This window comes from Spiroplasma litorale, assembly GCF_001267155.1.
In the GTDB taxonomy this organism is placed as follows: domain Bacteria; phylum Bacillota_I; class Bacilli_A; order Mycoplasmatales; family Mycoplasmataceae; genus Spiroplasma_A; species Spiroplasma_A litorale.
Genome location: NZ_CP012357.1, coordinates 334,323 through 352,078 on the forward strand (window position 1 = coordinate 334,323; position 17,756 = coordinate 352,078).

Sequence of the window (17,756 nt, forward strand, 5' to 3'; positions counted from 1 at the left end):
TAAATTGTTGATTTGCTAATAATTAAAAATATATGAATGAGTAATAAATAAGACTTTTTACTAACTATGGCAATATGTAAACAGTCTCGTCGAAAGAAAGGATGTTATAAATTGTATAAAAAAATGAATGTATCATCTACTGAAAGTGATGTAAAGGGAGATGATTTCATTTAATTGCCATAGTGTCCAAAGGACAAAATTAATATATCAAATATTTTTAAAGATTTCAATATTTTTTATAAAAATATTTTATTTTTTTAAAATGTTTTTATAAAATAATGTTATATAAAAAGGACACATAAAATGATTAATAAAAGCTTCGTAAAATTGCTTAATGATATTTTGGATGACAAAAACACTTCTTATTTTGATATATTTGATATAAATAAGGATGATTTAACTAAAGTTTTTGATTCTTTAAAAAAGGTTAAAAACCAAATACATGAATATAAGAAGTTTATTTTAAAAAGTATTGTCGATAAATACAACTATTTCTCAAATTTTGTCTTTGAAAAAGGAAAATTTAGGGATTCTATCTCGGTTAAAGAAAAAAAGGAAAATAAAGCTTTTATCAATAGCTTAATATTTTTAGGGGTTAGAATTATAGCTAGTAAATATAATGAAATCAATGATAATGAAGATTACATAAATATAAGTAAGTTCAATATACCAATATTTGATGATGAAACAAACGATATATGGCATTATAAAGATAGTTTATTGATGTTTTATTGTTCTTTATTTAAATGTTTAAATTTACTTGTTAAACTCGATGATGAAACCGTTGATTTTTTGCAAAAAATGGATGGTTTCATAATGATAGGTATAAATAGAATAAGAACATTTAAATCACTATTTATTCTGATTTGAGTATATGGAATAATTGAGAGAGGAATTGAAGTTCATGATTATGCTCAATCTATTACTAATATTGAAGAAGAATACACTATAAAAAATATATTTCAAAAAAATCCATTGGACCCAATAAGTATTTTTAAAATAACATCTTATTCAAATATAAATTACAGTATAAATGTTAGAAAAGTATTTTATTCACATAAGTCACAAACAATAAGTAAAAATTATAATAAAAATTTACTTACTAACATAAAAAATAAAAATCTACTTGAAAATGATTTTGACTATTATTATAAAGTTTTAGAAAAAATGTTTAATTCTTTTGAATTTTTCTATTTATATGAAGAAAAAAAATATTTTAAAAGTTTAATTAATGTTTTAAAGACATCAACAAATTTCGATATTGATAATCAAGTAATAAAAAAAATATTTAATAGTCATATTTTAAAAAATAATGAGATTAATGAATATTTTAAGTTAAAAAATATTATATCTAGTATTGATAGTATGAAAAAGGTAATTTTTGAAGTTAATGATAAAATTGATTCACAACAAATTCTTTCATTTCCAGAGTTAATGCAGTTAACCTATAACATTGAGAAAAATGAATTATTTTATCAAAATATTGATCAAGATTTAATTTCAACGGTCGTTTCAGAGTCAATAAAAAATACCATAATTCAATATTTTAATTCAACAAAATTTAGAAATCCAAATTGTATTATAAAAGATATTAGTGAAATAAAATTAAAATTAAATAAAAAAGTTGATGGAACCGAGATAAATAATAATTTTGATATTGCATTTGTTGATAAAATAAAAAATAAGTTATATTTAATTAAATCAATTAGTATCAGAAAGTATGGAAATCTAAATAGCAGAATAATAAATAATGTTTTACTAGGAAGAGATATAGAAAATTTCGTACAAAATAATATATTTAAAACATATGAAATTTATCAAAGAAATTGATATAAATTAAAAAAACAATTAGAGAATAAAGAAATAAATCAGACTGAATTTGTAATTGTTATGGATGAAAATATAGATTATGTTGTATCTAAAAAAATTGATGGGAAAGTTGTTCATTTTATTAAATACGATGATGTTGATTATTTCTTTAGAAGTTACATTTTTAAGGAAAATAGTATAGTAGATTAAGTTAAAAGTAGTAAAATAATCATATGAAAAAAGAAAATGATTTTTTGCCATATGTTGCAAGTGATTTAGATGGTACTATAGTTAGAAATGAGGATTTTAAAATATTAGATGAAACAGCTAATGATATTATTGATTATCAAAAAGCTAGTGGTCATAAATTTTTTATAGTTACAGGAAGAGCTTATCAAAATCTTAAATTTTATATTAAACAACTTGATGTAAAATTGCCAATAATTTGTTCGAATGGTTCTGCTATTATTGATCCAACCAACCACGAAGTTTTATACGAGTCAGAAATGAATGAAAGTATTGTTTTGGATTTGCTCCATAATGCTGATAAATATAATTTAGATGTTAATATTTATACTGCTAAGGATCTTATTTCACTAAAAACATCTGAGAGGTATTTGAAATATAAAGAATTATATGCTCATTATCCAAAAGAACTACAACCAGAGTTTATTTTTTATGATAATTATAAAGATTTAATAGAGGATTATAAAATTAAAAAATACAAAGCTTTAAAACTAATGTATTCTTTTGACCCAATTAATGATGAAAAAGCTTTTGATAATCTAATTACATTTTTAGACCAAAAAAACTTATATCACCCAAAAACTTATATTCAATCAAGACTTATTGTTGATGCAATGGAAAAAGGTACAAACAAATGCACTGGTTTAAAAAAATGATGTGAAATAATGAATGTTGATTATAAACAAATTCATGCAATTGGTGATAACAATAACGACATAGAAATGGTTAGTTTTTTTGAAAATGGTATATGTGTTGGAAATGGTGTTCAAGCTCTAAAAACAGTTGCAAGCAAGGTAATTGACCCAATTAACGATAATGGTGTTGGCAAATATCTTAAAACTATGATAGAGTCATAAAGAATGAAAAAAATTGCATTATTTGGTGGTAGTTTTGACCCTGTTCATACTGATCATCTAAATATAATAAAATCATGTAGAGAATTTTTAAAATTTGATGAGGTATGATTAATTCCAACATACTTAAATCCATTTAAATTTTTATCGACTTCAAGTGCTTGTCAAAGATTAGAAATGCTTAAAATCGCAACTAAATCTTTAAATTATGTTAAAATAAAAAAATATGAAATTTCTAAGACTGTAAAATCTTACACATATGATACAGTTTGCTATTATAAAAATAAATATCGAAATTTTAGTTTTTCATTTATTATGGGTTCTGATCAATTGGATGATTTTGAAAAATGAGACCATTTTGATGATTTGATTAAAACAATTGATTTTAAAGTCTATAAAAGATCTGAAAACTACAACAAAATTATATTGGATAAATATAATATTGAATTATTTGAATTTGATAATAATTACTTAAGTTCTACAAATATTAGAAATGTTGAAAAATTAGAACTACAAATAAAAGAAGTTAATGATTATGTTAATAATAATTTAATGTATTTATATGAGCGCCTAGAAACTAAAATGACACACGAAAGATATATTCATTCTTTAAATGTTGGGCAGTTTTCTCTAGAATTAGCTAAATTAAATAATTATGACTTAAACAAGGCTTTTATAGCTGGAACTTTACATGACATTGCTAAGGAATGGGATTATGAAGCAATGGAAGAGTATATTATTAAGTACGGTTCTTCACTAATTAGCGAACCTAAAAAAGTTTGACATTCCTATGTTGGTGCTTTTCATCTTAAGTATGATTGATTGTTTGATGATGAAGAAATTATTAATGCAGTTTTTAATCATACTGTGGGAAGTAAAGAAATGTCAGTTTTGGATATGATTGTTTTTTGTGCAGATAAAGTCTCACATGAGAGAGACTATGTTAATGTTGAGAAATATAGAACAATTGTAAAAAATGATTTAAAACTTGGTTTTAAAGAACTATTAACGAGACAATATGAATTTGCTGTTTTAAAAAATGGTAAAAATGGAATTGGAGAAAAACTAAAAGAATCTTATGAATATTGAATTGGTAAAAAAATCGATGAATAAAACCATTTGTTACATTTTTGCAATGTTTGAAGAAGCTGAAGCCACAATCATAAATAATAACTTTGTTTTAATTGAAAAAGAACCATTTTTAGTTTATAAAAATAATAAAAGTTATTTAACCATTACAGGTATTGGATTAATTAATTCTGCAACTTGTTTATCTTGTTTGATTAGTAAATATGATATAGATTATTTTATTAACATTGGAACAGCTTGTTCAATTGATAAAGAAATCAATGTATTGGATGTAGTTGTAATAGATAATGCTTATTTAGGCAATGTTGATGTTACTGGTTTTGGTTATAAAATAGGGCAGGTTCCTAAAATGCCTGAAAAATATAAATCATCTAGTTTTATTGAAGCATACAATATATCAAAAAAGCAAGCAAATATATTTTCAAGTGATATTTTTATTAATTCAACTGAGAAGGTTGAAAAATATGTGTATGAAGTTAATGATTCAATAAAAATTATTGATATGGAATGCGCTGCTCTTTTTCAAACTTCGTTTATACTTAAAAAAAATATATCATCAATAAAAATAATAAGTGATGTAATTGGCAGCAAATCAAACGAAGAAGAATTTAGTATATTTTTGAAAAAATGTTCTTATAAAATTAATGAAATAATTAGAAAAATAGAGCAAAATAAAAAATAATGGAATATTTTCCATTATTTTTTATTTTTAATAATATAATATATATAGTATTAAAATTTTTTTAAATTTTATTAGTTATTTTTAAAACAATTATTGAAATTGCAGCAATTCAAGCAACTAAAAAAACAATTAAAATTAAAAATTTTGATCAAGAAAAAAATTTATGTAAAATTTTGTCACAGAATCTTAATATTCCTCATATCAAAAATGGTAATGCAAGCAATACTCCTGCTATAATAAGAATCACTTCTGTGCTCATAAAATTACCTCGCTGCATTGATTTTATAATAAAATAAGAAAGGAAATCAATATGAAAAAAAAGGAATTTATATATTCTACATCTTCAAATGCATTTCAAATTGAAGGTGCTAGAAATCTTCATGGAAGAACAGATTCAATTTGAGATTGATTTACGAAAACTTACTATAAAATACCACCAATTAATTCAACTGAAAGAGAAATTAATTCAATAGAAGTTTCGAGTGATTTTTATCATAAATACAAATCGGATGTTCAAATTATGAAAGATTTAGGTTTAAATGCATTTGTTTATAATATGGATTGAACAAGAATATTTCCTAAGGACGAAAACTATATTAATCCAATGGGAATTCAATTTTATGATAATTTATATAAAGAATTAAGTGAAAATGGAATAAAACCGATTCCCATATTATTTCATTGAGATACACCATTATGGTTAGAAATAAAAGGTGGCTGGTCTTCAAAGAAAGTTCTAGTAGCATTTAGAAATTATTGCAAAACAGTGTTTAAATATTTAGGTAAATATAGTGATATATGATTTGTTAATGATGAGAATAAATCCTTTACTCTTGATGGCTATCTAGGTGACGCATTTCCTCCATGTAAAAAAGACCCAAATGAGTTTGTTAAAGCAATTCATAATCTAAATGTTTCTGCTGCAATTGCAAAAGAAGAATTTGAAAAAGCAAAAATTGAAGGTTATATTTCAAAAGATTCTATACTTGGAATTGATGATGACTGATCACCTCCAATTATATGAAATAATGGAAATGATGAAATAGTAAATAAAAATTTAATGGATAATTATAATGCTTGAATGAGAGATTTTTGGATAGATCCAAATATATTAGGAGAATATCCAAAAGTATTTTGAGATTACTTAAAAGATAGTAAACTTGATCCAAATATAATTGACGGTGAGTTAGAATATTTAAAAAAATATAAACTTGATTTTATAGGCTGAAATTTTTACAGGCCATATTTTATAACATCTAAGAAAAATAATTTTGATTTGAAATTACTACATAAAGAACCTGTTGAAAACGATTTTGGTGATTTTAGTATTGTTTTACCAAAAGAGCATAAAAATTATACAAAATGATTATGACCAATTGTCCCTGAATATTTGGAAGTTGGTTTAAAAGCCTACAAAGATAAATATGATTTACCAATTATGATAATAGAAAATGGTTTTGGTGATTTTGATGATAAATCAAAAGATATGATTTTGGATTATGAAAGAATAAATTATTTAAAACCAATACTAAAATCAATAAAAGAGTGCAAGAATAAGGACTTAAATTTAATAGGTTATTCAATGTGAACTTATTGTGATATTTTTTCACCAAGTGCAGGATATAGAAAAGATTATGGGTTAGTTTCTGTAGATTTCAATTCACCTATAAAAAATAGAAAACCTAAATTAAGTTATTGTTGGTATAAAAATGTTATAAAATCAGATTGTAAAAATATAGATTATGAAAAAGATGTACTAGAAAAAGAATTATCAGAGTTATTAGCAAGGTGAGATATAAAATGAGTCTAAAAATAATTAAAGATGGAAGTTTATCAAAGGATGAATCAGCACTAGCGCAAAAAAACTATGATGAAATAGAAAAAAAACTTAACAATCAAAAATATACTTCATTTCTTGAAGAAAGAAAAAGAATTAGTAAACTTTTTATGTCTATGAAAATAAATCGTCCTGTTGAGGAAGTTTACAATGCATTTTTAGAAATATCATTAGAGGATTTAAATCCAAATTTAAATCCAACAAATTTTACTCAGGACTCTTGATATAAAGCAAGTAAAAAGAATAACAATAATGTATTTAAAGTTCAAAAGCTAGTTTCAGATAAAGAAATTTGTTTGACATGAGTTGTTAAAAACCAGCTTTTTATAAAACAAGTAAGATTTAAAAGCAATAAATTAAACACAAAAACAAAAATAATATATTTTGATTATGCTAAAGGCGATACCTCGATTATGGGATTTTTTGAAAGGCATATATTAAACGCATATTTAAAAAAACAATCACTTGCTTTTAGAGTACAAATTTTAAAAACAAAACTAAAACTTAAAATATATAAACCTAATAAAGAGCAAAATATAAACAAAAAAATTGATAGCTTGCTTCATTATATTAAAAACATAATTTAATTTATAATAACTAATTTTTAATTGTGTGCAACATATTTAAAAACCTATTATTTTATAGTAGGTTTTTTTATGCTCTGCAATCATATTTGTATAATAAATAATTAAATTATTACTTATATTTCCGAAATTAAAATAATTTCCATTTTATATACCAATTTTGGAAAATATGATATATAATTTTTTTAAGGAGGTTATATGAAAAAAATATTATTAGTTTGCTCTGCAGGTATGTCTACAAGTATGCTTGTTAAAAAAATGCAAATGTATGCAACAATTAAAAAACTTGAATTTGAAATTGTTGCCAAAGGTATTGCAGAAGCAAAACCAGAACTTTCATCATATGATGCAATTATGATTGGCCCACAAATCAGTTATGCACTTGATGAAATTAAGAAAATGGCAGTTGGTAAACCAGTTGAATTGATACCAACGCAAATTTATGCATTAGCTAAAGGAGAAGATGCCATAAAACAAGCTCTAAAAATGCTAGGGCTGTAATATTTAAGAAAGGAGAAAATTATGGACGATAAAAAATTTACGCCAAACGAAAAGTCTAGAGTAAAAGAAAAACTAGGCTTTAAACAATGGTTTAAAATTAAATTTATCCCAGCAATGGCAAGAGTCGGAAATCAAAGACACCTTGCTGCAATTCGTGATTCATTTGGTACGATGATACCATTGATTATTGCTGGGTCAATAGGTGTTTTGATTAATGCCATAATATTCGGTGGTGCTGGATCAGGTTATGTTTCGTTACTTGGTTTATTTGCAAAAGCTGCTCACTCAGATTACACTTGAGAAGAAATAGGTAATTTAATTAACTCTGGTGTAGCTAAAGATGGTAGCGAATTACTTGGGTGATATCAAACATCTAAAATTTGTGGTTTAGCATTCGGTCATATGAACACTGTTACAGTAGGAATGATGTCAATATACTTTTCATTCTTATTTGGTTACTATATCTCACTTGGAAAAGGATTTAAATCACCAATTATAGCAGGTATGGTTTCAACTGCTGCATTTATGTTAGGGAGTTTAGGAGAAGTTGCTTTCTTCATGGATGCAAAAGGACTTATAGGAGCAATTGTATTTGGTATTGCAGCAACAGAGTTATTTATGTGACTTTCTTCACTAAGGATGCTTAATATTAAGCTTCCAGATAGTGTACCTCCAGCTGTTGGAAAATCATTTGCGGTTTTCCTACCAGTTACTTTTACTTTATTTGCTGTAGGGGGTGTCAATCTAATTGTATTGGCAGTTGCTATAGTTAAAGGAAACGTTTATGTTACAGGTAATAATCAAGTACCAGGTCTTTCTAATGTAAACGAAATTGATAGTTTATTAGCATCAATTAAAGGAATGGGTGCTGAAAACATTGCAAAAAATTTAGGTGGACTTAAACTTGAAGATAATCAATGAATAAATGATTTGTTAAATAATTTAGACAGAAATACATTTGCTCAATGATATAACAACCAATCATCAGAAGTTCAATCATATGTAGCTGTATTGGTAATGACTACTGGTTATAATAGTAGCGGTGCATCAATGGTATCGGGTATCAGTGCATTCAATAATTTAGCAAGCGGAAACATTTTAAACTTTGGTATGGATGGAGATTCAATAAGAGTTCTTACAGGATCATATATTGGAAATAACTTAGGCCCAACTCAATTTGGTTTAAGTGCTGCAATTTATCAGTTCATAACATCATGATTTATTGGTTTTGCAACTGGTAAGGGTGGTCTTGGATTAGGAATAGCCTTTATGATATTGGTTGGATTCTTCTGATTCTTTGGTGTTCATGGATCAAACATAATGGGTGGAATTTTTGAACCTATATTCTTAATGGTTTTAGGAATAAACAGTGCTCTAGTTACATCACTTGGATATGATGCTGCTGCAGCAAGTGGATCAATGGGTGTATTTGCAAAACCATTCTTTGATGGATATGCATATGTTGGTGGTAGTGGTGCAACTCTTGGTCTTCTTATAATGACATTCTGTTTCTCAAAAAGAAGAGAATTAAAAGAGATTGCAAAATATTCTACTCCAGCTGGAGTTTTCCAAATTAATGAACCAGTTATATTTGGTTATCCAATGGTTTTAAATGTTGTTTATGTTGTACCTTTCATATTCACTCCAGTATTAAACTTATTGGTAGGTTGAATATTCTCACCAGATGTATTAGGGTTTGTTAAATATTCATATGTGGCTGCACCTTGAACTGCGCCTTGATTCTTAACAGCGGTTATTACATCACTTGATGCTAAGGCTATAATTCCTGCAATGATTTGTTTTGGAGTAACTATTACAAGTTATATGCCATTTGTATTATTGGATAATATACTTTATTTCAAAAAATTACAAAAAGAAAATCCTGAAAAATATGAAATGGAAAAACGTTATTACAGTGATAAATTATACAGATTTAGTGTAAATACTGAAACAAAATATGAAAACTTACAAAATAAAGCTGAATATGTTGTTCTTAATGCAGAATCTTCAAATGAGTTCTGAGCAAAAAGAATGGTTAATTCAGTAAAACTTGAAGAACGTAAAAAACAACAAATTGAAAACGCTAAAGTAAAACGTGAAAATATTTTAGCAAAAGCAAAAACTTATAAAGAAAATAGAGATAAAAAATATGCAGAAATGCAACAAAAAGTTAACTCTAAAAAACAATAAATAAAATAATAAATAAAAATAATTAAAAAAAACTGTCCTAAGCGACAGTTTTTCTAAATATCTACAAATAATGCAGTAATTACAATTGCAATTACTATTATTGTACAAACTATTATACCAATTACGTATACTTTTAATTTATATGGTAAATATTTATGACCTATTTTTTCAATTGATTCAAAAATGATATAAACTACAAGGCATAATATTATTGGTATTAAACTAAAATAAGCTAAATCAGAAAGATGCATGTTTAAAACCTACTTTCATTAAGATTATAGCAAAAATACATAAAAGGAGAAAAAATGGCAGATTTAAATTTTGAAGAAATATCTTTTACTATTATTGCAAATGCAGGAGAAGCAAAAGGTCGTGCAATCAATGCAATTAAACTTGCAAAAGAAGGTAATTTCAAAGAAGCATCAGATGAGATGGAGTTATCAGAAAAAGCTTTGGGTATTGCTGGTCATAGTCATATGGATGTTATATCTGCAGAAGCAGCAGGTGAAAAAATTCATATCCCTGTTTTGTTTATGCATGCAGAAGATCAATTGTTAACAACAGAAACAGTTATTTTATTATCTAAAGAAATGATTGAATTATATAAACATTTAAAAGAAAAAAAATAATTAAAATACATTAATTTTATTAAAAATACATATTAATGTATTTTTTTATTTATAATAATTATGTTTTGTGAGGTTAAAATGCTAAATATGAATAAACTTTCTTTACTAATTAAGAAAGAAGAAATTAACGCTGAAATAAATAAATATGCAAATAAATTAAATGAAAAGTATGAAAATAAAGAACTTTCAATAATTGCAATTTTAAACGGTTCATTATTTTTATTTTCAGATTTATTAAAAAAACTAAAATTTCCTATAAAGATTGACACAATAACTGTTTCAAGTTACAGTGGTGTCAAATCTTCAAATGAACTTTTATATCATAAAAAAATTGTTAAGCCAATTATTAAAAACCAAGATGTTTTAATTGTTGAAGACATTATTGATACAGGTAAAACTATGAATTCAGTTTATGAATATGTAAACTCTTTAAACCCTAAAAGTTTAAATGTTTTAGTTTTAGCGTCAAAAAAAGATACTCCAACAAAATTTAAATATAAATATGATTCATTATTTACAATTCCGGATAAATATATTGTTGGGTATGGTTTTGGTATTGATGATTTATATAGACAATTAGAAAATATATATACAATAGAGTCAAATGAAGAATAGATATCTTAAATTAAGCAGTTTGGTTTATAACTATAATAACCCAGTAGGACACTCCATTGATGGTGATATAGATTTTTATAAAAAAGAATTAATACCAAAAAGTGGAAACGTTTTAGAATTAGGTTGTGGAAACGGAAGGATTTGTATTTATTTAAATAAATACAATGTAAATATTGAAGGATTAGATAATTCAACTGAAATGCAAAATTTATTTAATATAAATTTATGTAATGAAAGCCAACCTAAATTTATTAATAAAAATGTTTTTGAATACACTTCTGAAAAAAAGTATGATACAGTTATTTCGCCCAATGGTTTTATGAATTTTTTTAACCAAGATGATTGTGTTAAATTATTAAAAAGTATTAACAATTTACTAAATTTTAATGGATATTTTTATGTTGATTTAATATTCCCAACCAAATTTGTTGAAGGTAAAGTAACTACTTCAACTTTTAATATAAATAAAGAAGTAATTAAAGTGGAAAATTTTTCTAATAAAATTGATTTTTTGCAACAAAAGTCAACAAATATTATAAAATATTATAGAAATAATGTTTGTGAGGAAAAACAAATAATGGAATTAAACTGGTATTGTACTTATCAATTTATTAACTTACTAGAATTAAATGGATTTAAGTATTTAAATAAATATTTCAATTTTGAAAAAAAATATAAAAAAGAGTTTAATACAATTACTATTATTTCTCAAAAGAAAGAAGGAATATAATGAAATTAGCAGTTGACATTGGTGGTACTTGCATTAGGTTAGCAATAATTGATGGTAAAAAAATTATTTGTAAAGAATCAATTATTTCTGAACCAAATAATTTTGAAAAAAATTTTGATGAAATTACGAATATAACAAAAAAATGAAATTATGAAATAGATTATATTGGAATATGTTGTCCAGGTCCATTTGACCCAGATACTGGAATTATTATTAATTCTAATAATTTACCAGGTTGAAATGGTTTACCACTTAGAAAAAGATTTGAAGAAGCTTACAAAATTAAAAATATAAAAATGAACAATGACGCAAATATAGCTGCCCTTGGTCAGTATGTAGTAAGAAATAATTTACATTCATTATTATATTTTACAATTTCAACAGGTATTGGAGCAGGGTTTGTTTTTGATGGAAAAATACTAAATGGTTATAAAAATACAGCATTAGAAATTGCAAATGCAATACCAGATTTAAGTGCTGAAAATATAACTAAGTCAGGGATTGAGTTTATTGCAAGTGGAAGAAATATTTTTAATAATTTAAGATCAGAAGGAATAGAAATTAAAGATACTAAAGAAGCTTTTGATATTTATTATAAAAAAGATAATAAAATAGTTAATGCATATTTTGAGTACATTGAAGAAAAATACATACAGTTTTTCTCTACTGCTATTTACTTTTTCAATCCTGAAATAGTTGTAATCGGTGGCAGTGTTGCAATGAATAATAAAGAGTGATATGAAAAGATATTTGATAAAGTGATTGAAGTTACAAAAGATATTGGATATAAAACAAAACTTGAATTTGCAACAGATTTAGATGATTCTACATTACTTGGTTGTGCAATGATGTAATTCTTTAAAAAATAAATATATATTTTATATGATATTATTATAAAAATCTAAAATATTTTAATAACAATATCATTTTTTTTGTTTCAAATAGTGTATAATACTAATTCCTACTTTAAAAACCTTAAAAAATAGTGTATAATCAATTTAAATCTAATTTTAGGGGGTAATTTATGGCATCTAACAATTCTGAAAGAAAACCTAGAGATACAAAAAAAGTTGATCAAAATAAAAATGAAGTTGAATATGTATATCAAAAATTTGGGCAAAAAGCTTTAGCGCTTATAAATAAATATAATCTTCAATCTGATGAAAGTTATAAAAAATTAATATCTTCTTTTGAAAGAATAGATTCATTACCAAAAGATGATCCAAGAAGATTTAATCTTATTGATCTTTGAGAATCTGAATTTAATAGAATATTCAAATTCTTTTGAGAAGGCCAAGTTAATACAAGTAAAAAAAGCAACCCAAATTCAGGTAGCCAAATTGATGGATGAAAAGATAGACTTGATGTTAAACCTGTTTCAATGTCTCCAAGCCAAAAGAGACAAGACTTGTTAAACAGATTAAGTGGTGGAAATAAAACCATTAATAGAAACACAAGAGAAGATATACTTAATAGAGCAGGTTTTCAAAGTCAAACAAAAGTAGAACAATTTAACTTTACAGCTACCCCCAAAACAGGTAGAAATTTACATGAAATTGAAAATATTTTAAATGATTTAGATACCACTGTTACAGGTACATTAGAACCTGAAAGTTTCTTGAAAAGTGGATATACAGCTGAAAAAAACTCTTATATAGATGATTTGGACTCAACCATTGATAGCGATTTTGATTTTGATGAAGAGACTAAAATTATGACTTCAGAAGCTGTGCCAGACCCAAATTTAGAAGAATTTGTAAAAGGTAACAATGATTCATTGTTTAGTGCAAATAATAACTCAAATGCAAATTTATCAAATACAACACAAAGTTTTGAAACTAAGGTTGAAGAAAATAATGGTTATGTTGCTAGTGAACAAATGAGCAGAGAAGAATTTAATACAGTAAACAAAATTGATTATGATGAAAGTTATGTTAGATCATCAGATGAAACTGTTGCTGCATTAGAATTGGGTCTAGACTTTTTCCAAAGAAACCTTGCTGATGGTTTCTATGATAAAGAAAAATTAACTCCAAAAAATGATGATTTTGAACCTTTTAAATATACACAAAAAGATGAAATGATAAATCCATTGAAAAAAAATGTTCTTTCAAAAGATGGTTTTGAATTTTCAAGAAACGAAGAAAGATCTGAATTGTTTGGTAGAAAAGAGAACAATCAATTAATAGAAACTTCAGAAACTAAAAAACCTTATCATGAAATAAAACCAATCGGTCATTATCCAATGAAATATGATGTTTTAAAAAGACCATCTATGAAAGAACTTTTAGATGATCATCAAAATCAATCAAAAGCAATTGATGAAATGACACAAAAAATTGAGTTTTTAAGAGAATTAAGAAATGAAAGACGTCATAGAATTAATTTATTAAAAATAGAACGTGCAAACAGTTATATAGTTGCAAGATCTAGAAAAATTGCCGAAGCAAGAGAACTTAGACGTATTAAAAAACGTGAAGAAATCAACTTGAGAGCTATTCAAAAAGCAGAGAGATTGAGAAGACTTCAAGAAAGACAACGTCTAATTGAATTAATGAAAGAACGTCAAATGAAAAGAACTGAGGAAAAAAGAATAGCCACAGTTCTTAGACTTGAAAGAGAAAGACGTCTTGAAAGAGATGCTAAAAACAGAGCTGAAATTGCAAGTATTGATGCTCAAATTAGATATGAACAGGAAATGATTAAAAAAACTGAATTAAAAATGAAAGCTTACTTTACTAGAGTTCATGATGATGAATTATTTGATGAATCTTTAAAAGCAGCAAGAAAAACAGATAAATATAAATCAATTGAAGAAAAAGCTTTAGAAATTCAACAATTAGAAGATCAAAAAAGAAAAGATAGAATTGAAAAAATTAGTAAGAAATTTACTAAAAATATCAAATAGTTATAGGCAAGTTTATTAATAACTTGCTTATTTTAATAAAATGTTATATCTGTTTTATACTTTTAAATTTAATGATAAAATTATATTTATAAGTACATTAAAACTTAATTATTATTCTTTTCGTTACGGAGGCTTATATGGTTACAAAAAATATAAAGAATAAATCAAGCAAAAAAGTGAAAAAAAATTTAAATGAAAGCAACATGTTTAAGTTGATTTCGGATAAGACTAAATTAAGAGTAAAAGGTCTAATTGAAAAAAGATTAACTACAAAAACTATTTTAATTTTTGCACAGGAATATGAATCATACGACCCAGAAATTAGAAAAGAATTAATGGCATATATTACTTTCTTGTTTAATGAAGAGGAAGAAAAATTCCATAAAGATTATAAAAAAGTTATGGACCCAAGAGCTCAACATTTACAACAAATTAGATGACTAGAGCTAAGTGAAAAACGTGAAAATATTAAAAAAATTCAAGAGATTCTAATTAAATCAGATCCTGAAATCGTAGAAAAAAACTTGAAAGTTAATACAAAACCACCTGTTGAAGAAGAAAAAGAGAACCTAGATAAAAAAACTAAGAAATCTAAACCTTTAAAAATAAAAACAGAAGAAACTAAAATTGATAAAATGCTTAGAGAAGCTCAATTACGAGAAGAAAATGAAGCTGTATTAAGACAAAAAAAATTAGAACAAGAAAAATTAAAAAAAGAACAGGCTGAAAAAGAAAGATTATTAAAAGCTAAAAAAGCAAAAGAATTAAAAGAGAAAAAAGCAAATACAAAACCAAAATCTATTGCAAATGATTCTAAAAAAACAGAAACAAAAACTGTAAAACCTAATACTGAAGAAATTGAAAAAGCAAAATTAATTGAAAATATTTCTTTAGAAAAAAATGAAGTTAAAAATAAAGAATTAAATCAAAATACAATTCAAAAGGAAAAAGAAATTAAAACTTCAAAAGTAGATAGAAACTATGAAAGAGAACAAGCTGAAAAAGAAAAACTTTGAAAAGAACTTTACGGTACTTCTAGAAACGAAAATAACAAAACTTATTCAGAATCTGATAATACAACTACTAAAAAATCATTTGTACCGACTGATAAAACACCTACTTTAGACTATGATGAATTAACACATTTTATTATTTGTGGAAGATCATTTGACTTTGATGAATATTCTAATCCAAGTAATAGATATTTTAACTTTTGAAGAAAAATGGCAAGAAAATTCAGAATGTCTAATCTAACAGTTTGATTAAGTTTGAATACTTCTAAACAACCCAAACTACTTAAAAAAAGATTGAAAATACAGAAAAAAATTGAAAGAAAACTTAATATTAGCTCAAATAATTCAAAAACTAAAAGTATTGTAGAAAATAAAATCAACAAAAAAGAACTAAAAAAACAAGAAGCAATAACAAAAAATGAATCTATTGAAGTTAATGAATAGTTCATTTTTTTTGATTTATGTTAGATAAAGTTTTTATTATAACCTTAGCTTCTTTTTTGTTATTTATTTTATTATTATCTATAATTGTTATTTTTTATGTTAAATCTATTAAAAATAAAATTTATTATAATGAAAATATTGATAAAGATTTTATTTTTAAAAAAACAATTCAAAGAAAATGGTGAGTTAGTAAGAAGGGTAAAATTGAAAATTTTTGAAATATTACACAAAATAAAAAAGTAGATTTAAAATTATTGGGTATAAAAGAATACTTTAACAAAAATTTTTGCAATTCAAACTATTTATTTGTTTGAAGGAAATTGTATAAAAATTTTGGTTATAAAGTTGCGCAAAACATAGTAAATAAATTAAAAAACTATAATAACATCATCGAAAACCTATGGTTTAAGTTTTATAAACCAAAATTAAATAATAGATTAAAGAAACTAAAATTAAACTTACAGTCACCAGAATATTTTTTTTATAAATATTATTTTCTTTTTATTTATAAAAGTCGTGAATTAATTGTAAATCAAATTATAACCAATATATTACCTGCAATATTAAAAGAGGAGTTAACTAAAGAGACTTTAAATGAATATGAAGAATTTATAAATATAAAAAATATTGACCCAGATTATTGCATTAAGAATGCTTATTTGTCAATAAAAAAGGACTTATTATTATTGTTTGAAAGAATCAATTATGAATGTGATTTAGAAATCTCTAATAAAGGTAAAGAATATGCAATTGATTATAGTAATATAAATATAATTTTTGATATAATACCCATTGAGCATTTAAGTAAAATTATTTTTAATCAAAAATTTATAAAACTAGCAAAAAAGTTTAAAATAAATATGAGTGAAAGTAAAAAACAAGATATTGAAGAACTTATCGATAAGTTAAAAATAAATAAAATTGATTATGATGAAAAACTATTAAACAAATATATTAAATAATTGATAGGAGTAACTATGAACTGTTGTAAATGTAATGTTGAAACTATTAAAAATTGTATTTGCGCAATTCAAAACTGTGAATGCAATATTAATAATCTTGCAGATTGTTGATGTTGTGTTGAGGATATGTGATTAAAGTTAGTAGACAATAATAACTCTTTTAAATATTTGACAAACATTTTAGAAGAAGCGATTAAAAATAAAAAAATTGAAAAAATTGTAAGAGAAGAATTTTCTCAATTAAAAAAAGATATTTTTAGTAATAAAAAACAAAAGAGTAAAACTATTAACAAAAGTTATTTGGACTTGATTGAAACCAATATCGATCCAGTTTTAGTAGTTCAATCATTTCATGCAAATTTGATTACAAAAATCATTTATTTTGTAAATGAATTAAATTATTATTTAGAAATAATAAATTTAGTTGTTGAAGTTTTTCCAAGTTTTAATATTTCAATAGATTATGAAAAAATTGATCAATATATTAATAGTGTCGACAAGATATTGCCATTCATTGTTAATGAATTTAAAAGCATAAAAAAAGAAATTGATAACTCATTTGAATATGAAATGTTGAAAGCTAAGTTATTTGATTTAGATGAATTAGTTATTAGAATTAAGGATAAGATAGAAGTTAAAACAATATATAATAATAAATAATTT

At 24.3% G+C, this 17,756-nt stretch carries 18 protein-coding genes; 16 read left to right on the forward strand and 2 right to left on the reverse strand.

Annotation, left to right across the window (positions count from 1 at the left end):
* Nucleotides 1-303: 303 nt before the first annotated feature.
* From SLITO_RS01670 to mtnN, 4 genes are read left to right on the forward strand one after another with little or no spacing between them, the layout of a single operon-like run.
* Nucleotides 304-2,019: a hypothetical protein gene (locus tag SLITO_RS01670; protein ID WP_075058052.1), complete on the forward strand. Its 1,716-nt coding sequence runs from the start codon at nucleotides 304-306 to the stop codon at nucleotides 2,017-2,019.
* 23 nt (nucleotides 2,020-2,042) lie between these two features.
* Nucleotides 2,043-2,912 carry a Cof-type HAD-IIB family hydrolase gene (locus SLITO_RS01675; RefSeq protein ID WP_075058053.1) on the forward strand — a complete coding sequence of 290 codons (870 nt, stop codon included), beginning with the start codon at nucleotides 2,043-2,045 and terminating at the stop codon, nucleotides 2,910-2,912.
* Nucleotides 2,913-2,915: 3 nt separating this feature from the next.
* On the forward strand, nucleotides 2,916-4,022 hold the full coding sequence (locus SLITO_RS01680; protein ID WP_075058054.1) for a nicotinate-nucleotide adenylyltransferase: 1,107 nt from the start codon (nucleotides 2,916-2,918) through the stop codon (nucleotides 4,020-4,022).
* Nucleotides 3,988-4,680 carry a 5'-methylthioadenosine/S-adenosylhomocysteine nucleosidase gene (gene mtnN, locus SLITO_RS01685; RefSeq protein ID WP_075058055.1) on the forward strand — a complete coding sequence of 231 codons (693 nt, stop codon included), beginning with the start codon at nucleotides 3,988-3,990 and terminating at the stop codon, nucleotides 4,678-4,680. The genes SLITO_RS01680 and mtnN overlap by 35 nt, the downstream gene beginning before the upstream one ends.
* 61 nt (nucleotides 4,681-4,741) lie before the next feature.
* On the opposite strand, the gene SLITO_RS01690 is transcribed toward mtnN, so the two are convergent.
* Nucleotides 4,742-4,939: a hypothetical protein gene (locus tag SLITO_RS01690; protein WP_075058056.1), complete on the reverse strand. Its 198-nt coding sequence runs from the start codon at nucleotides 4,937-4,939 to the stop codon at nucleotides 4,742-4,744.
* Between the two features lie 51 nt (nucleotides 4,940-4,990).
* On the opposite strand from SLITO_RS01690, the gene SLITO_RS01695 reads away from it, so the two are divergent.
* From SLITO_RS01695 to SLITO_RS01710, 4 genes are all read left to right on the forward strand, one after another.
* Nucleotides 4,991-6,490: a glycoside hydrolase family 1 protein gene (locus tag SLITO_RS01695; protein WP_075058057.1), complete on the forward strand. Its 1,500-nt coding sequence runs from the start codon at nucleotides 4,991-4,993 to the stop codon at nucleotides 6,488-6,490.
* Entirely contained in the window at nucleotides 6,481-7,104 is a 624-nt protein-coding gene (locus SLITO_RS01700) for a hypothetical protein (RefSeq protein WP_075058058.1), read from the forward strand. The genes SLITO_RS01695 and SLITO_RS01700 overlap by 10 nt, the downstream gene beginning before the upstream one ends.
* Before the next feature lie 195 nt (nucleotides 7,105-7,299).
* Complete coding sequence (locus SLITO_RS01705) at nucleotides 7,300-7,602, forward strand: PTS sugar transporter subunit IIB (RefSeq protein ID WP_075058059.1); 303 nt, start codon at nucleotides 7,300-7,302, stop codon at nucleotides 7,600-7,602.
* A 21-nt stretch (nucleotides 7,603-7,623) separates the two neighbouring features.
* Nucleotides 7,624-9,792, forward strand: a complete 2,169-nt coding sequence (locus SLITO_RS01710; RefSeq protein ID WP_075058060.1) for a PTS transporter subunit EIIC — start codon at nucleotides 7,624-7,626, stop codon at nucleotides 9,790-9,792.
* 53 nt (nucleotides 9,793-9,845) lie between these two features.
* Here the strand turns inward: SLITO_RS01710 and SLITO_RS01715 are convergent, their stop codons facing one another.
* Nucleotides 9,846-10,043, reverse strand: coding sequence for a hypothetical protein (locus SLITO_RS01715; RefSeq protein ID WP_075058061.1), 198 nt, complete (start codon nucleotides 10,041-10,043; stop codon nucleotides 9,846-9,848).
* 54 nt (nucleotides 10,044-10,097) lie between these two features.
* Here SLITO_RS01715 and SLITO_RS01720 point away from each other — a divergent pair, with 54 nt between their 5' ends.
* The 8 genes from SLITO_RS01720 (at nucleotide 10,098) to SLITO_RS01755 (ending at nucleotide 17,753) form a co-directional block, all read left to right on the forward strand.
* The gene (locus SLITO_RS01720) at nucleotides 10,098-10,421 is read left to right on the forward strand and encodes a PTS lactose/cellobiose transporter subunit IIA (RefSeq protein ID WP_075058062.1); all 324 of its coding nucleotides are present in this window, start codon (nucleotides 10,098-10,100) and stop codon (nucleotides 10,419-10,421) included.
* 78 nt (nucleotides 10,422-10,499) lie between these two features.
* On the forward strand, nucleotides 10,500-11,036 hold the full coding sequence (locus SLITO_RS01725; protein ID WP_075058063.1) for a phosphoribosyltransferase: 537 nt from the start codon (nucleotides 10,500-10,502) through the stop codon (nucleotides 11,034-11,036).
* On the forward strand, nucleotides 11,026-11,766 hold the full coding sequence (locus SLITO_RS01730) for a class I SAM-dependent methyltransferase (protein ID WP_075058064.1): 741 nt from the start codon (nucleotides 11,026-11,028) through the stop codon (nucleotides 11,764-11,766). The genes SLITO_RS01725 and SLITO_RS01730 overlap by 11 nt, the downstream gene beginning before the upstream one ends.
* Complete coding sequence (locus tag SLITO_RS01735; protein WP_075058065.1) at nucleotides 11,766-12,620, forward strand: ROK family protein; 855 nt, start codon at nucleotides 11,766-11,768, stop codon at nucleotides 12,618-12,620. Before SLITO_RS01730 ends, SLITO_RS01735 begins: the two co-directional genes overlap by 1 nt.
* Nucleotides 12,621-12,790: 170 nt before the next feature.
* The gene (locus tag SLITO_RS01740) at nucleotides 12,791-14,674 is read left to right on the forward strand and encodes a hypothetical protein (RefSeq protein WP_075058066.1); all 1,884 of its coding nucleotides are present in this window, start codon (nucleotides 12,791-12,793) and stop codon (nucleotides 14,672-14,674) included.
* Between the two features lie 137 nt (nucleotides 14,675-14,811).
* Nucleotides 14,812-16,131 (forward strand): hypothetical protein, encoded by a 1,320-nt coding sequence (locus SLITO_RS01745; protein WP_075058067.1) that lies wholly within the window; start codon nucleotides 14,812-14,814, stop codon nucleotides 16,129-16,131.
* Nucleotides 16,132-16,187: 56 nt separating this feature from the next.
* Nucleotides 16,188-17,093, forward strand: a complete 906-nt coding sequence (locus tag SLITO_RS01750) for a hypothetical protein (RefSeq protein ID WP_235443373.1) — start codon at nucleotides 16,188-16,190, stop codon at nucleotides 17,091-17,093.
* A gap of 15 nt (nucleotides 17,094-17,108) precedes the next feature.
* Nucleotides 17,109-17,753 (forward strand): hypothetical protein, encoded by a 645-nt coding sequence (locus SLITO_RS01755; protein WP_075058069.1) that lies wholly within the window; start codon nucleotides 17,109-17,111, stop codon nucleotides 17,751-17,753.
* The last annotated feature ends 3 nt before the right edge of the window (nucleotides 17,754-17,756 follow it).